Consider the following 12,771-nt stretch of genomic DNA (forward strand, 5'->3'; position numbering starts at 1 on the left):
CTCAGGACGCCTTCCGCCGCGGGGCCTTTTCCTTGTCCTTCGCGGGCGCCTTCCGCCCCTTCGCCGCCTTGGCGCTTTCGCGCAGCGCCGCCATCAGGTCCACGACCTTCTCGCGCGGGGCTTCCTTCTGCCGTGGCGGCGGGCGGCCGTCGAGCTTGGCCTTCACCAGGTCGGCCAGCGCCGCCTCGTACCTGTCGTCGAAGGCCGAGGGATCGAAGTCGCCCAGCTTGGTCTTGATGATGTGCTCGGCCAGTTCCAGCATCTCGCCCTCGATCTTGAGGTCCGGGATGTCCGAGAAGGCGCGTTCGGCGGACCGGACCTCGTAATCGAAGTTCAGCGTGTTGGCGATCAGCCCCGCGCCATGCGGGCGGATCATCACGGTGCGCAAGCGGCGGAACAGGACCGTGCGGGCCAGGGCGGCGACGCCTTCGCGCTCCATCCCCTCGCGCAGAAGCGCGTAGGCTTCGACCGAGGCGGCATCCGAAGGGCCCAGATAGTAGGGCCGGTCGAAGTAAAGCGTGTCGATGTCTGTGCAGGGGATGAAGGCCTCGATGGGCAGCGCCTTGTCCGAGGCGGGGACGGCCGAGGCGATCTCTTCCTGCTCCAGCAGCACGTAGTCGCCCGAGTCGACCTCGTAGCCCATCACTTCGTCATCTTTCTCGACCGGCTTGCCGGTCTCGGAGTCGATCATCTCGTTCTTCAGCCGGTTCCCGGTGCGGCGGTTGACCATGTGCAGCGCCACGCGGTCCGAAGTCGTCGCCGCCGTGTAAAGCGCCACCCCGATGCTGATCTCGCCCAGCCGGATCCGACCCTTCCAGTTCGCGCGCGGTGCCATGTGCTCCAACCCCTTCGACCTGCCGGTGGACACCCGACCGCAGTCTGAACCGCGCCACTCGCCGGTCGGTTCCGACCCGCGGACGGGATTTCGGCTGGAACTCGCCAAGGCGATTTTCACTGTCCAGAAACACCGGAACCGTGTCCCCCGGGCCGCATTAACTCCCGCAGTCAGCAGGAGCCCGCCTTTATGTCCGATGATGTGCTGAGTCATATCCCGGCACTGCGCCTCTTTGCGCGGTCGCTTACCGGGCGCTACGGCGATGCGGATGACCTGGTACAGGATACTCTGGTCCGCGCCATCGCCAGTGCTCAGTCCTACACGCCCGGCACCAACATGCGGGCGTGGTTGTTCACGATCATGCGGAACCGGTTCTACAACGACCGCGTGAAGCTTGCCCGCGAAAGACCCGGGGCCGAGGATTGCATCTCGTCGGTCCCGACCACGCCCGACAACCAGTACTGGCACGTCCGCGGGCGCGAGATCGAAGCGGCGCTGATGGGGCTGCCGCAGGCCTACCGCGAGGCGGTGATGCTCGTCCTGGTGACGGGCGAAAGCTACCAGTCCGCCGCTGAAATCCTGGAATGCGACATCGGCACGATCAAGAGCCGGATCAACCGCGGCCGCAAGCTTCTGCAGACCGCGCTTGGCGAAGAGGTCTGAGCCTTCGGGGAACTTTCGCGCCCCGGTTTGGTTGAGGCTCGGGAACACGACACACGCAACGCAAGGAGAGCGACATGAAGACGAAGACCCTGGAAGAGCTGTTCCACGAGACGCTCAAGGACATCTACTACGCCGAGCGGAAGATCCTGCGTGCACTGCCGAAGATGGCGCGGGGGGCGAACTCGGAAGAGCTGAAAGCGGCTTTCCAGAAGCACGAGGAAGAGACCCAGATGCAGGTGGAACGCCTACAACAGGTGTTCGAGCTGATCGGGAAGCCCGCGCGCGGCAAGACCTGCCCGGCGATCGACGGGATCATCGAGGAAGGCGAAGAGGCGCTGCAGGCCTTTGCCAACAGCCCGGCGCTGGACGCGAGCCTCATCGCTGCAGCCCAGGCGGTCGAACACTACGAGATCGCGCGCTACGGCACGCTGCATCGCTGGGCCCAGGTGATGGGCATGAAGGATGCGGCCAAGCTTCTGGACCAGACGCTGCAAGAGGAAGGCATGACCGACGAGTCGCTGACCCAGCTCGCCGACGGTTCGATCAACCAGGCGGCCCTGCAGGCGGCCTGAACGACTGCTCCGTCCGGCTAGTCACTCCCCTTTGCCGGACGAAGCAGGCGGCCCCGCGCCCGGATCGCGGGGCCGCTCTTTCGCCCTTGGAGTGCAAGATGTCCAACAACAGCGCAAACCCTGACCCCGGCCCCGCCAACGAAAAGATGCGGCGGCCCGCGCCGAATGTGATCGACCAGCGCCAGCAGCAGATCGACCCCGCGGGTCGTCACCGCGAGGACCCGGACGCCCGCCCCGATGCCAACCGCAAGCAGCCCGGCGGCAGTATCCGCGGCGGGCAGCGGACCGAAGAGGACAACCAGACATGACTGACTATCCCAAACCCCCCTTCCCCGAACAGACGCAGGAGCCTCCGGGCAGCTTCGTCCAGATGCAGCCGATGCCTGACCACGGCGAGACGACCTGGGTCGGCGCGGGGCGGCTTCAGGGTCGCGTCGCGGTGATCACCGGCGCCGACAGCGGGATCGGCCGCGCGGTGGCCATCGCCTTCGCCCGCGAGGGGGCGGACATCGCGCTGTGTTACCTCTCGGAGACCGAGGACGCGAAGGACACCGCGAAGCTGATCGAGGACGAGGGGCAAAGCTGCGTGCGGATCGAGGCCGATCTGGCCGACCCCGACGCCTGCCGCCGCATTATCGAGAAGGTCGTGCAGGAATGGGGCCGGATCGACATCCTGGTCAACAACGCCGCGCACCAGGCGGTGTTCGAGAAATTCGAGGACATCCCGCCGAAGGAGTGGGAGAAGACCTTCGCCATCAACATCGATGCGATCTTCCACCTTTGCCAGGCTGCGGTGCCGCACATGGGGGCGGGAAGCTCGATCATCAACACGACCTCGATCAACGCCGACAAGCCGAACCCGACGCTCCTGGCCTATGCGACCACGAAGGGGGCGATCCAGAACTTCACCGTGGGCCTGGCCCAGCTGCTGGCCGAGCGGGGGATCCGGGTGAACTGCGTGGCACCAGGGCCGGTCTGGACGCCGCTGATCCCGTCCAGCATGGATGGCGAGAAGGTCGCGAAATTCGGGCAGGACAGCCCGATGAAGCGCCCTGCGCAGCCGGTGGAGCTGGCCTCGGCCTATGTGATGCTGGCGGAGCCGATGTCGAGTTACGTCTCGGGTGCCACCATCGCGGTGACCGGCGGGCAGCCGATGATCTGACCTGTCCACGGTGGACAATCGCTGGGACGCAATGGAAATCAACGGGTTAGATTTTGGCGTACACGCTTCCTTAACCCTATGGACACTGCGCTTCAGGGTGCTCACGGAACATTCGACGGCCTGTCCTGTTGACCCCGCTGGGAGACTTTTCGTCAGAAAGGATACACCATGACAGATGTTCCGCCCCCCAATGCCCCGCCGCCGCGCGGCGTTCCGCCTCGGACCGATCCGCGCCCGATTCCCGAGCCCGCCCGCAAGTCCAACGCCAGCATGTGGCTGGTCTTCCTGGTCCTTGCGGCCGTGATCCTGGCCGCCATCGCTTTCAGCGTGGACCGCTCGACAAGCGTGGTCGACACGGCGGCAGAGCCGGTTACCGACGATGCTCCGGATGCGACCGAGGTCGTGCCCGCCGAACCGGCCCCGGCCACGACCGGCGGTGACAATGCGGAAGGCACCGGAGGCACCACCGGCGGCACGACGGGTGACACAACGGGTGGCACCACGGGTGGCACCACCGGCGGGACCACCGAGGGCACGACGGGAGGCACCACCGGCACGGGCGGTACGACCACCTCGCCCTGACCCCCGCAACCGCAAGCAGGACAAGGCCGCATCCTTCGGAATGCGGCCTTTCCTTATCCCGTCATGGCTGCGCTTCTAAAGCAGCAGTTCGGCCCGGCTGAGGTAACTGCGCGTGATCTCGCCTGAATGGCTGGCGAGCCAGTCCGCCATGGCCTCTTCCTGCGCGAGGGAGCGCTGGAACACCTCGACCGCTTCGGCATCGCCCAGCTGCTCGGCCGCGGTGATCAGGATACGGTAAGAGGCGATTTCCAGATTCTCGAAGGTGTAGCTGGCCAGCGTGCCCTGCACCACTTCTTCGCCCGTGAAGATATCGGACATCGACCGGGTGAAGGCGGTCACCTGGCCCATCGTGTCCTTGACCAGGGACGTCTCGGCGCCTTTCCGGCCCAGAAGCTTTGCCAGGGCAGAGAGCTGGCCTTCGGTTTCCCGCAGGTGCTCGCGGAGCCTGGCGCGCAGCCTTGGGTAATCTTCCATCTTGCTGGTCATGTCCTGCAGCATGGTGAAGGACTGTCTCTCCATCGCATGTGCCTCGCGCAGCCATGCAAGATAATTCTGGCGGGTCTGTTCCATTGCCTGTCCTTTTCGGGAAACCTTGACCGGAGCACCTTGGCGCGCGGTCGGAAGGGGCAACGCAGCCCCGTTGCGTGACCGAAGAACCCGGCAGATTCGGGATTGTTCCCCGTCAGTCAGAACTGTTTCGCATCAATCGCCTAAGCACCTGGAACTCGTCGGCGCGGGCCAGTTCCAGCTCGATCCCCTCGCCGGGGACGGCGCCGGGGTCTTCCTGGCCATCCTGGTAGATGGCGCGTTCATCGAGCCAGTCTAGCATTTCGGTCCGGCGGCTTTCGGGCAGGTTGCGCAGAAGTTCGAGCAGCAGGCGACGGTGCGCGAGGAGACGCCCTTCCAGCGGAAGGGAAAAGGGGGCGACAGGTCTGAAGGATTTTTGTTCCATGGGTCGTAATTCTTCTCCACCAGAAGGAACCCGTTCGGGCCGAAACGGTTCCCGCTTCTGAACGTTTTTTTTGGGGGCAAGTGATCGCTGGCGGCCGCGGCGTCCCTGGCGCAGGGTAGGTGCATGGCCATCCGCTTCGATCAGGACATCCTGGACCTTGCCCGCAGTTTGCCGGGGGCCCGGCTTCTGGTGCGGGGCGTGGGCGGCACGGTGATCGAAACCGAGGCCTATGGCCGGGACGATCCGGCCTCGCACAGCTTTCGGGGACCTACGGCGCGGAACGCGGCAATGTTCGGGGCGCCAGGTACGGTCTACGTCTACCTGTCCTACGGCTGCCATCTGTGCCTGAACGTGGTGGGGCGTCCCGGGGAAGCGGTGCTGATCCGCGCGCTGCTGCCCCAGGTTGGGGTCGAGGAGATGATACGGCGGCGCGGCACGGCGCGCGACATCGCCTCGGGTCCGGGCCGGCTGGGACAGGCGCTTGGTGTGGCACTGGAAGACAGTGGCAAGCGGTTCGACGGGGGCGAGTTCCTGTTGGAACCCGGCGTGCCCCCCGACCGACTGCTGGTCGGGCCCCGCATCGGGATCACCAAGGCCGCGGATCGGCCATGGCGCTTTGCTTTGGCAGGTGTGCAGGGGCTGAGCCGTCCCTTTCCGCGCTAGGCGCGGGATCAGCGCAGGCCGAAGAAGGACAGGATCACCAGGACGACGACGACCAGACCGATGATGTAGATGATGTTGTTCATGGCGGTTTCCTCGATGTGTTCCGTTTCGTTACCAACCGCCGGCACGCCGTCACGGTTCCGCAGGGGCATCCCGACGGGAACAATTCGGACCGCAGCGTGATTTGGTGTCTGCCTGCAACGGGAGACAGCCCATGCCGAACGAACCCGGACCCGCCGCGGAAAAGCGGACCCCGCCCCTCGACCGGCGGAATGCCCAGGACGACCACGAAGGCTCGGCCCACCGGCCCGAGGAGTTCGACCAGGCCAACCCGGCGAAGCAGGTGCCGAAACCGCGGACAAAGGAGTGACCCATGCCGGCGAAGTCGAAGGCGCAGCAGAAGGCGGCCGGCGCGGCCCTGGCGGCCAAGCGCGGCGAGGCGGACAAGGACGAGCTTTTCGGCGCGTCGAAGGAGATGGCCAAGTCCATGACCGAGGACGAGCTGGAAGAGCTGGCCAGCACCCGCCGCAAGGGCCTGCCCGAGAAGAAGGATTGACCTAGCCGTCGTCCGACAGGTTCATCACCGCGACGCACATGGCGAAGGTGCCGAAGAGAATCCCGGTCTCGGCCAGGAAGAAGGCCATGAGCGTGGCCTCGTGCCCGCTGGCCGCGAAAAGGCGGGCAAGCTCGCCCAGGTCTGACCAGAGGATCGCAAGGCCGACGGAAAGACCCAGGACAACGCCCTCGGCGAAGCGGTCGATGAGGAAGCGGATGAGGTGCGGCATGGGACCTCCTTTCCCTGCCAACCGCGGGACGGCGGCGATTGTTCCGCGGAACATCGGCCCCGCGGAATGGTTGGAGGACGGCAAGGCCGGAGAACGCTCCGGCGTCGAAAGGAGACCCTAGTGATGGACCACAGCACGCATACCCGGCTGAGCCCGGCGGAACTGACCGAGTCGAACCTGGTCGGCGCGACGATCTACGGCGCGGATGACGAGAAGATCGGCACCATCTCGCACCTCCACCAAGGGGGCGCGGTCCCGCAGGCCGTGGTGGATGTGGGCGGCTTCCTGGGCATCGGCTCGAAGCCGGTCATGGTCAGCCTGGGCGAGCTTAACATGATGCGGGACCACACCGGCTCGATCCACGGGATGACGTCCTGGACGAAAGAGCAGCTGGAGAACTTCCCCGAGCATCGGCACTGACCGACAGAAAGGCCCGGAGCGGCTGCGGCCGGTCCGGGCCATTTCCTTGCCCGCGGGGAACCATGCACCCGGTGCGGCGTTGGCTCTTGCACAGCCTGACTTCGGGCAGCGCGGAAAGGATCCGCCCATGCAAGAGCTTTACCTCGGTCGACCCGAGTCCCCCGACCTTCCCCCCGCCGAGCCACCGTTGCCGGTCCCCGGCGACCCGGTGCAGCCGGACGTGCAGCCTGATCCGATGCCCGATCCGCAGCCGATCCCGACGCAGGACCCCCAGCAGATCCCGCCAGGCGAGATCACGCCCCCGGTGAGGGGCTAGGTCATTCCTTGGAGTTCGTCGCCTTGCCCCGGGCCTTGAGCGTTCGGTCAAGCTCTTGCGCGAGGTTCAGGATCGAATCGGGTACGGGTTCCGCCTTCGCCTCGTCCAGAAGGCGGGCCGCGCCTGCCGCAATTGCCTTGTCGTTCTTGGATCCAGGTCCGGAATCCTGCGGCATTTCCTGTCTCCGACTGTCCTGCGCGCAGTGTATCCCAAGGGGTTTCGCAAGACGACAACCGAATGTGGGCTGTTTCGCGAAAGTGCGCCCTCGGTCTTGTGCCAGCGCTTTGCAGACACGACATAGCGCAGAGTACCGCGGCTTCAACAAGGAAATCCGCGCGGCCGGACGACACTGGCCAACCGTGACGAGTTCTGCAAAGGTGATTGCGTCACCAGTTCCATGTCGGCAGGGGGCTCAGGTTGCCCCAGGCCCCGTAGGCCAGCTGTCCGCACTCACGCTGCGATCCGAGGAGACGCACGATGCTTAACAATCTGAGTGGCAAGCGCGTACTGGTCGTAGAGGACAACTACCTGCTGGCGATCGAACTGGTGGACGAGCTTGAGGCCGCGAATGCCGTGGTCGTGGGGCCGTGTTCGAACCTGGCCGAGGCGGGCTTGCAGGTGCCGCACAGCGACCTTGCGATCCTGGACGTGCGTTTGGGGTGCGAGAACACCTTCAACCTTGCCGACCGGCTGAAGGCGCTCGATGTGCCCTACATCTTCTTCACGGGCTATGACAAGCACGTGCTGCCCGCGCGCTTTGCCAGCGACGACTGCATCAGCAAGCCGGAACCGCCATCGACCGTGGTCCGCCAACTGAGCCGGCGTTCGCGCGAGGCGGCGGAGGGAGGCATCGTCGACCTGATCCCCGAACTGCGGGCGCGTGCGCGGTGCTTCGTTGGCGATCCGGAATCCGCCGACCGGCTGGTCGAACTCACATTGCAACGTGCCATCGACGACAAGTGTCCGATGCCCTCGGGCGCGGCGGTGGGACCCTGGCTCATCCTGCTGATGGATGAGATCATGGCCACGGGCCCGCGCGGCTTCATGAACTGACCCCCCGACCGGCCGGGAACAAAGCCCCGGCGGGTCGGTTCCTCTCTGCACTGGCGATACCTGGCCGATGCCGGGCGCCCTTCCTTCGGCCCGACGGCCGTCGAGCAACGAGAGAGGACTATTCAGATGAAGAACGCACTTCTTGCCATGCCTGCCGTGGCACTTCTTGCAGTCGGCGCTTATGCCCAGACCGACACCACGACCGGAGCCACAACCGGCACCGACACCTCCACAACCGTCGACACGACCACAGGCGCCGCTACGGACGCCGCGACCGGGACTGCCGCCGGCACCAGCACCGCCACGGGGATGGACGGAACCTCGTTCGGCACCAACTGGCCGCTGTCGGTCGGGACAACCTTCTTCACCGACGCGGAAAGCGGCGCCCTGCGCACGACCGAAGAGATCACCAGCGGCTGGCAGTCGCTGTCGCAGGAAGACCGCGACATGATCAAGGCAGACTGCGTGACCTTCATGGCCGCGCATGGTGATGCCTCCACCGGCACGTCGACCGATGCGTCGACTTCGACCGCGACAGGCACCGAAGCGGCGACCGACATGACGGCGGGCGCGTCTACGGATGCCACCACGTCGACCGATACCGCAACCACCGGCACTTCGACCGACACCACGGCCGGCGCATCGACCGACACCACGGCGGGCGCGTCGACCGGGACCGACGCCTCGACTGGCACCGCGTCCACGGATGGAACCATTGCGGCCGCCGTCGGTTATGACCTGACCGAGATGAAGGCCATCTGCGAGGCGGTCGAAACGCTCTGACCGCCAAGCTTCCCGTCGCCATTCGGGCGACGGTCGTGACGACCCGACGGGCGGATGTCCCTCCCACCCGCCGGCACCGGTGGTTGCAAGCCTGATCGCTTGCAGCCACCGGTTTCGTTTTCGGCCCCCGCTCGGAATCCGCTCAACGGTCTCCACGGGTTGCATGGGCGGGAACATTCGCAGGCCCGACCCGGTTGTTTCCCTGTCCGTAGAGGACGCCCGCGACAAAGGGCGAACCCGACGACGAGCAACTGGAGAGAACAATGGCACAGAGATACGAAGACGACGATTATGACCGCGGCGGTCAGAGCGGGCGCAGCCGTTCGAGCTCGGGCCGTGGGGGCTATGACGACGACATGGAAAGCGGCTACGGCCGCCGCAGCGGGTCCTCATCGTCCCGTGGCGCGTCGGGCTCCTCCCGCTGGGAAGACGATGACGATTACGGCAGCTCGCGCGACTGGTCCGAAAGCAGCGGTCGCGGCGGCTATGGGTCGCAAGGGCGTGGCCGGAGCCAGGGCCAGGGTCTCTATGCGGGTCAGGGCTATGGTGGTGAGAGCCACGGCGGCCAGGGTAGCTACGGCCAGAGTGGCGGTTATGGCCAGGGCAGCTACGGCCAGGGTGGCCAGGGCTATGGTCAGGGCGGCATGCGCGGCGGCCAGGGCGGTTATGGCCAGAGCGGTGGCTACGGCCAGGGCGGTATGGGCCAGGGCGGTTACGGCCAGGGCGGTTACGGCCAGGGCGGTTATGGCCAAGGCGGCATGGGGCAAGGCGGCTATGGCAGCGGTCAGGGCGGCATGAGCGGCTATGGCCAGGGCGGCATGGGCCAGGGCGGTTACGGCCAGAGTGGCGGTTACGGCCAGGGCGGCATGAGCGGCCAAGGCGGCTTTGGCAGCAGCCAGGGCGGTTATGGCAGCAGCCAGGGCGGCATGGGTGGCCAGAGCAGCTTTGGTCAGGGCGGCTACGGTGGCGGTCAGGGCAGCTATGGCGGCCAGGGCGGCTATGGCAGCCAGGGTGGCTATGGCGGAAGCTCGATGGGCGGTTCGTCCGGCGGCTCGGGCATGGGCGGCTCGCAGGGCATGGGCCATGACCCGCACTACCACACCTGGCGCGAGCGGCAGATGCAGTCGCACGACGAGGACTACAAGGCGTTCAACGAAGAGCGTCAGAAGAAGTTCGAATCCGAGTTCGAGGATTGGCGGAAGAACCGCAGCTCCGGTTCGGGGTCCGGTTCCAGCTCGCAGGGCGGCAGCTCGTCCAGCATGAGCGGCAGCTCGGGCTCGGGATCCGAAAGCAGCGGCGGCGGGTCGTCGTCGAAGAAGAGCTAAGCAGGCTTGAAACACCGGCTGGAACCCCCAGCCGGTGTTTTTCTTTGCAGAATGAATGGGATGCGGGCCTTTGGGGAACAATCCGTCTCTGGCCCGGTTCCACAAATAGCGCGCGGCACCCCTGCCGCACCTACAGCAACGGAGATCCAACATGGATAGGAACTCGAATGATCGCGAGCGTGACGAGTTTGGTCGTTTCGTAAGTGAGGACGACGACCGCGGTGGCCGTTCGTCCCGTGGCGGCAGCCGGTCCTCGTCGCGTAACGACGATGATGACCGACGCAGCTCGGGCAGCAGCCGGGGCGGCCAAAATGGCAGCAACGACCGTGAGCGCAACCGCTTCGGCCGCTTCATGAGCGAGGATGACGACCGGGGCGGACGCTCCGGCGGTGGTCGCTCGTCGGGCGGTGGCCGTGGCGGCAGCGACGACCGCGAGCGGGATCGCTTTGGCCGGTTCATGAGCGAGGACGACGATGATCGTGGCGGTCGTTCCGGCGGCGGACGTTCGTCGGGCGGCGGTGGCCGCGGCGGCAGCGATGACCGCGAGCGCGACCGCTTCGGGCGGTTCATGAGCGAGGACGATGATGATCGTGGCGGCCGTTCCGGCGGCGGGCGTTCGTCGGGCCGGTCCTCGTCGCGCGATGACGACGATGACCGTCGGTCCGGTGGCGGACGCTCTTCGGGCGGTGGCCGCGGCGGCAGCGATGACCGCGAGCGGGATCGTTTCGGTCGGTTCATGAGCGAGGACGATGATGATCGCGGCGGCCGTTCGGGCGGCGGGCGTTCGTCGGGCGGCGGTGGCCGTGGCGGCAGCGACGACCGCGAGCGGGATCGGTTCGGCCGGTTCATGAGCGAGGACGACGATGACCGCGGCGGCCGGTCTGGCGGCGGGCGTTCGTCCGGCGGTGGCCGAGGCGGCAGCGACGACCGCGAGCTGGATCGGTTCGGTCGGTTCATGAGCGAGGATGACGACGATCGCGGCGGCCGGTCCGGTGGGCGTTCGTCGGGCCGGTCCTCGTCGCGCGACGACGACGATGACCGTCGTTCAGGCGGTGGCCGCTCCTCGCGCGGTGGCGACGACGGCCGTGGCTGGTTCGGCGATTCCGAAGGCCATGCCGAGGCCGCCCGCAAGGGCTGGGAGACCCGTGACGAAGACGATCGTGGCGGGCGTTCCTCGGGTCGGTCCTCGTCGCGCGATGACGATGACGACCGCCGTGGCGGCGGCCGCTCGTCGCGCGGGGGCGGTGACGGACGCGGCTGGTTCGGGGATTCGGAAGGCCATTCCGAAGCCGCCCGCCGCGGGGCGCGTAACCGCTGAGTGAAGTTGCCGGCCCCGACGGTTCGCCGTGGGGGCCGGTTCCATGTCCGCCAGGTCGCAAGGAGCCATGAATGAAGACCCAGCTGCAGAACGGGACCGATGGCGGTCCGGCAGAAGTTCACCAGACCGCAGAGTCGGGCGCTGACGTGCTGACCACGTCGCAAGGTGTGCCGATCGCCGACAACCAGAACAGCCTGAAAGCCGGCGCGCGGGGGCCGACGCTGCTGGAGGACTTCGTCCTGCGGGACAAGATCTTCCACTTCGACCACGAGCGCATCCCCGAACGCGTGGTCCATGCCCGGGGCTTCGGCGCGCATGGCACTTTCGAATGCACGCGCGATCTGTCCGACATCACCCGCGCGGCCCCGTTCCAGAAGGTCGGCAAGCTGACCGAGACCTTCGTGCGCTTCTCCACCGTGGCGGGATCGAAGGGGTCGATGGATCTTGCCCGCGACGTGCGGGGCTTTGCAGTCAAGTTCTACACCGACGAGGGCAACTGGGACCTCGTGGGCAACAACATCCCGGTGTTCTTCATTCAGGATGCGATGAAGTTCCCCGATCTCGTCCATGCCGTGAAGCCCGAACCGGACCGGGGCTTTCCCCAGGCACAGTCGGCGCATGACACGTTCTGGGACTACATCTCCCTCACCCCGGAATCGATGCACATGGTCATGTGGCAGATGTCCGACCGGACCATCCCGCGGTCCTTCCGCACGATGGAGGGCTTCGGCGTCCATACCTTCCGGCTGGTGAACGCGGCCGGCGAGGCGAAGTTCGTCAAGTTCCACTGGAAGCCGCGTCAGGGCCTGCAGTCGGTCCTGTGGGACGAGGCCGTGAAGATCAACGGCGCGGACCCCGACCACCACCGCCGCGATCTGTGGGAGGCGCTGACGACGGGCGACCATCCGCAGTGGGACCTCTGCCTGCAGATCTTCGACCAGGCCTTCGCGGACAGCTTCGACTTCGACATCCTCGACGCGACCAAGATCATTCCCGAAGAGCTGATCCCGGCCGAGCCAGTGGGCACGCTGACCCTGGACCGCGCGGTCGACAATTTCTTCGAGTTCACCGAGCAGGTCGCCTTCTGCACCCAGCACGTGATCCCCGGCATCGACTTCACCGAGGATCCGCTCTTGCAGGGGCGGAACTTCAGCTACCTCGACACCCAGCTGAAGCGCCTGGGCAGCACCAACTTCACCCAGCTTGAGGTCAACAAGCCCCGGGGTTGCCCGGTTCACAACTTCCAGCAGGACGGCCACATGCGGCGGGACAATCCGCGTGGCCGGATCAACTATGAGCCGAACGGGTTCGAGGAGGGCCCGCGCGAGGACCCGCTGAAGGG

General features: G+C 66.5%; 21 protein-coding genes. 15 read left to right on the forward strand and 6 right to left on the reverse strand.

Features of this window, described 5'->3' with window-relative positions:
* Position 1: 1 nt before the first annotated feature.
* Positions 2 to 835 carry a Ku protein gene (locus ACE3Q6_RS18820; RefSeq protein WP_374435827.1) on the reverse strand — a complete coding sequence of 278 codons (834 nt, stop codon included), beginning with the start codon at positions 833 to 835 and terminating at the stop codon, positions 2 to 4.
* 189 nt (positions 836 to 1,024) lie between these two features.
* Between ACE3Q6_RS18820 and ACE3Q6_RS18825 the strand changes: the two genes are divergently transcribed.
* The 5 genes from ACE3Q6_RS18825 (at position 1,025) to ACE3Q6_RS18845 (ending at position 3,814) form a co-directional block, all read left to right on the forward strand.
* The gene (locus ACE3Q6_RS18825) at positions 1,025 to 1,498 is read left to right on the forward strand and encodes a sigma-70 family RNA polymerase sigma factor (protein ID WP_374435829.1); all 474 of its coding nucleotides are present in this window, start codon (positions 1,025 to 1,027) and stop codon (positions 1,496 to 1,498) included.
* Positions 1,499 to 1,572: 74 nt separating this feature from the next.
* A complete protein-coding gene (locus ACE3Q6_RS18830) occupies positions 1,573 to 2,070 on the forward strand; it encodes a ferritin-like domain-containing protein (RefSeq protein WP_374435831.1) in 498 nt (165 codons plus the stop codon).
* 98 nt (positions 2,071 to 2,168) lie between these two features.
* On the forward strand, positions 2,169 to 2,378 hold the full coding sequence (locus ACE3Q6_RS18835; RefSeq protein WP_374435833.1) for a hypothetical protein: 210 nt from the start codon (positions 2,169 to 2,171) through the stop codon (positions 2,376 to 2,378).
* Complete coding sequence (locus ACE3Q6_RS18840; protein ID WP_374435835.1) at positions 2,375 to 3,232, forward strand: SDR family oxidoreductase; 858 nt, start codon at positions 2,375 to 2,377, stop codon at positions 3,230 to 3,232. The genes ACE3Q6_RS18835 and ACE3Q6_RS18840 overlap by 4 nt, the downstream gene beginning before the upstream one ends.
* A 168-nt stretch (positions 3,233 to 3,400) precedes the next feature.
* Complete coding sequence (locus tag ACE3Q6_RS18845) at positions 3,401 to 3,814, forward strand: hypothetical protein (protein ID WP_374435837.1); 414 nt, start codon at positions 3,401 to 3,403, stop codon at positions 3,812 to 3,814.
* A 75-nt stretch (positions 3,815 to 3,889) separates the two neighbouring features.
* Here ACE3Q6_RS18845 and ACE3Q6_RS18850 read toward each other — a convergent pair whose 3' ends face one another.
* Both ACE3Q6_RS18850 and ACE3Q6_RS18855 read right to left on the reverse strand, forming a co-directional pair.
* Positions 3,890 to 4,384 (reverse strand): ferritin-like domain-containing protein, encoded by a 495-nt coding sequence (locus ACE3Q6_RS18850; protein ID WP_374435839.1) that lies wholly within the window; start codon positions 4,382 to 4,384, stop codon positions 3,890 to 3,892.
* 112 nt (positions 4,385 to 4,496) lie between these two features.
* Positions 4,497 to 4,766, reverse strand: a complete 270-nt coding sequence (locus ACE3Q6_RS18855; protein WP_374435842.1) for a hypothetical protein — start codon at positions 4,764 to 4,766, stop codon at positions 4,497 to 4,499.
* A gap of 123 nt (positions 4,767 to 4,889) precedes the next feature.
* On the opposite strand from ACE3Q6_RS18855, the gene ACE3Q6_RS18860 reads away from it, so the two are divergent.
* A complete protein-coding gene (locus ACE3Q6_RS18860) occupies positions 4,890 to 5,429 on the forward strand; it encodes a DNA-3-methyladenine glycosylase (protein ID WP_374435844.1) in 540 nt (179 codons plus the stop codon).
* Positions 5,430 to 5,437: 8 nt separating this feature from the next.
* Here the strand turns inward: ACE3Q6_RS18860 and ACE3Q6_RS18865 are convergent, their stop codons facing one another.
* Positions 5,438 to 5,581: a hypothetical protein gene (locus ACE3Q6_RS18865; RefSeq protein WP_374435846.1), complete on the reverse strand. Its 144-nt coding sequence runs from the start codon at positions 5,579 to 5,581 to the stop codon at positions 5,438 to 5,440.
* 62 nt (positions 5,582 to 5,643) lie between these two features.
* On the opposite strand from ACE3Q6_RS18865, the gene ACE3Q6_RS18870 reads away from it, so the two are divergent.
* Together ACE3Q6_RS18870 and ACE3Q6_RS18875 are read left to right on the forward strand one after the other, a co-directional pair.
* Positions 5,644 to 5,799, forward strand: coding sequence for a hypothetical protein (locus ACE3Q6_RS18870; RefSeq protein WP_374435848.1), 156 nt, complete (start codon positions 5,644 to 5,646; stop codon positions 5,797 to 5,799).
* Between the two features lie 3 nt (positions 5,800 to 5,802).
* Positions 5,803 to 5,985, forward strand: coding sequence for a DUF3008 family protein (locus tag ACE3Q6_RS18875; protein ID WP_374435850.1), 183 nt, complete (start codon positions 5,803 to 5,805; stop codon positions 5,983 to 5,985).
* A 1-nt stretch (position 5,986) separates the two neighbouring features.
* Here ACE3Q6_RS18875 and ACE3Q6_RS18880 read toward each other — a convergent pair whose 3' ends face one another.
* Complete coding sequence (locus ACE3Q6_RS18880) at positions 5,987 to 6,214, reverse strand: hypothetical protein (RefSeq protein WP_374435852.1); 228 nt, start codon at positions 6,212 to 6,214, stop codon at positions 5,987 to 5,989.
* Positions 6,215 to 6,337: 123 nt separating this feature from the next.
* Between ACE3Q6_RS18880 and ACE3Q6_RS18885 the strand changes: the two genes are divergently transcribed.
* On the forward strand, positions 6,338 to 6,634 hold the full coding sequence (locus ACE3Q6_RS18885; protein ID WP_374435854.1) for a PRC-barrel domain-containing protein: 297 nt from the start codon (positions 6,338 to 6,340) through the stop codon (positions 6,632 to 6,634).
* 127 nt (positions 6,635 to 6,761) lie between these two features.
* On the forward strand, positions 6,762 to 6,950 hold the full coding sequence (locus ACE3Q6_RS18890) for a hypothetical protein (protein ID WP_374435856.1): 189 nt from the start codon (positions 6,762 to 6,764) through the stop codon (positions 6,948 to 6,950).
* A gap of 1 nt (position 6,951) precedes the next feature.
* On the opposite strand, the gene ACE3Q6_RS18895 is transcribed toward ACE3Q6_RS18890, so the two are convergent.
* On the reverse strand, positions 6,952 to 7,125 hold the full coding sequence (locus ACE3Q6_RS18895) for a hypothetical protein (protein ID WP_374435858.1): 174 nt from the start codon (positions 7,123 to 7,125) through the stop codon (positions 6,952 to 6,954).
* Between the two features lie 302 nt (positions 7,126 to 7,427).
* Here ACE3Q6_RS18895 and ACE3Q6_RS18900 point away from each other — a divergent pair, with 302 nt between their 5' ends.
* The 5 genes from ACE3Q6_RS18900 to ACE3Q6_RS18920 form a co-directional block, all read left to right on the forward strand.
* The gene (locus tag ACE3Q6_RS18900) at positions 7,428 to 8,003 is read left to right on the forward strand and encodes a hypothetical protein (protein ID WP_374435860.1); all 576 of its coding nucleotides are present in this window, start codon (positions 7,428 to 7,430) and stop codon (positions 8,001 to 8,003) included.
* Positions 8,004 to 8,129: 126 nt separating this feature from the next.
* A complete protein-coding gene (locus tag ACE3Q6_RS18905; protein WP_374435862.1) occupies positions 8,130 to 8,786 on the forward strand; it encodes a hypothetical protein in 657 nt (218 codons plus the stop codon).
* 263 nt (positions 8,787 to 9,049) lie between these two features.
* Positions 9,050 to 10,111 carry a hypothetical protein gene (locus tag ACE3Q6_RS18910; RefSeq protein WP_374435864.1) on the forward strand — a complete coding sequence of 354 codons (1,062 nt, stop codon included), beginning with the start codon at positions 9,050 to 9,052 and terminating at the stop codon, positions 10,109 to 10,111.
* Positions 10,112 to 10,262: 151 nt separating this feature from the next.
* Positions 10,263 to 11,429: a hypothetical protein gene (locus tag ACE3Q6_RS18915; RefSeq protein WP_374435866.1), complete on the forward strand. Its 1,167-nt coding sequence runs from the start codon at positions 10,263 to 10,265 to the stop codon at positions 11,427 to 11,429.
* Between the two features lie 71 nt (positions 11,430 to 11,500).
* A partial coding sequence (locus tag ACE3Q6_RS18920; protein WP_374435869.1) for a catalase occupies positions 11,501 to 12,771 on the forward strand: 1,271 nt, incomplete at its 3' end.

The sequence above is a fragment of the Tabrizicola sp. genome (assembly GCF_041913445.1).
Taxonomy (GTDB): domain Bacteria; phylum Pseudomonadota; class Alphaproteobacteria; order Rhodobacterales; family Rhodobacteraceae; genus Tabrizicola.

Coding starts and splice junctions, on each gene's coding strand:
- ACE3Q6_RS18855 (WP_374435842.1), bottom strand. CDS start 4,766: ATGGAACAAAAATCCTTCAGACCTGTCGCCCCCTTTTCCCTTCCGCTG.
- ACE3Q6_RS18900 (WP_374435860.1), top strand. CDS start 7,428: ATGCTTAACAATCTGAGTGGCAAGCGCGTACTGGTCGTAGAGGACAAC.
- ACE3Q6_RS18845 (WP_374435837.1), top strand. CDS start 3,401: ATGACAGATGTTCCGCCCCCCAATGCCCCGCCGCCGCGCGGCGTTCCG.
- ACE3Q6_RS18840 (WP_374435835.1), top strand. CDS start 2,375: ATGACTGACTATCCCAAACCCCCCTTCCCCGAACAGACGCAGGAGCCT.
- ACE3Q6_RS18880 (WP_374435852.1), bottom strand. CDS start 6,214: ATGCCGCACCTCATCCGCTTCCTCATCGACCGCTTCGCCGAGGGCGTT.
- ACE3Q6_RS18895 (WP_374435858.1), bottom strand. CDS start 7,125: ATGCCGCAGGATTCCGGACCTGGATCCAAGAACGACAAGGCAATTGCG.
- ACE3Q6_RS18890 (WP_374435856.1), top strand. CDS start 6,762: ATGCAAGAGCTTTACCTCGGTCGACCCGAGTCCCCCGACCTTCCCCCC.
- ACE3Q6_RS18820 (WP_374435827.1), bottom strand. CDS start 835: ATGGCACCGCGCGCGAACTGGAAGGGTCGGATCCGGCTGGGCGAGATC.
- ACE3Q6_RS18830 (WP_374435831.1), top strand. CDS start 1,573: ATGAAGACGAAGACCCTGGAAGAGCTGTTCCACGAGACGCTCAAGGAC.
- ACE3Q6_RS18870 (WP_374435848.1), top strand. CDS start 5,644: ATGCCGAACGAACCCGGACCCGCCGCGGAAAAGCGGACCCCGCCCCTC.
- ACE3Q6_RS18865 (WP_374435846.1), bottom strand. CDS start 5,581: ATGCCCCTGCGGAACCGTGACGGCGTGCCGGCGGTTGGTAACGAAACG.
- ACE3Q6_RS18885 (WP_374435854.1), top strand. CDS start 6,338: ATGGACCACAGCACGCATACCCGGCTGAGCCCGGCGGAACTGACCGAG.
- ACE3Q6_RS18835 (WP_374435833.1), top strand. CDS start 2,169: ATGTCCAACAACAGCGCAAACCCTGACCCCGGCCCCGCCAACGAAAAG.
- ACE3Q6_RS18905 (WP_374435862.1), top strand. CDS start 8,130: ATGAAGAACGCACTTCTTGCCATGCCTGCCGTGGCACTTCTTGCAGTC.
- ACE3Q6_RS18860 (WP_374435844.1), top strand. CDS start 4,890: ATGGCCATCCGCTTCGATCAGGACATCCTGGACCTTGCCCGCAGTTTG.
- ACE3Q6_RS18825 (WP_374435829.1), top strand. CDS start 1,025: ATGTCCGATGATGTGCTGAGTCATATCCCGGCACTGCGCCTCTTTGCG.
- ACE3Q6_RS18850 (WP_374435839.1), bottom strand. CDS start 4,384: ATGGAACAGACCCGCCAGAATTATCTTGCATGGCTGCGCGAGGCACAT.
- ACE3Q6_RS18910 (WP_374435864.1), top strand. CDS start 9,050: ATGGCACAGAGATACGAAGACGACGATTATGACCGCGGCGGTCAGAGC.
- ACE3Q6_RS18915 (WP_374435866.1), top strand. CDS start 10,263: ATGGATAGGAACTCGAATGATCGCGAGCGTGACGAGTTTGGTCGTTTC.
- ACE3Q6_RS18875 (WP_374435850.1), top strand. CDS start 5,803: ATGCCGGCGAAGTCGAAGGCGCAGCAGAAGGCGGCCGGCGCGGCCCTG.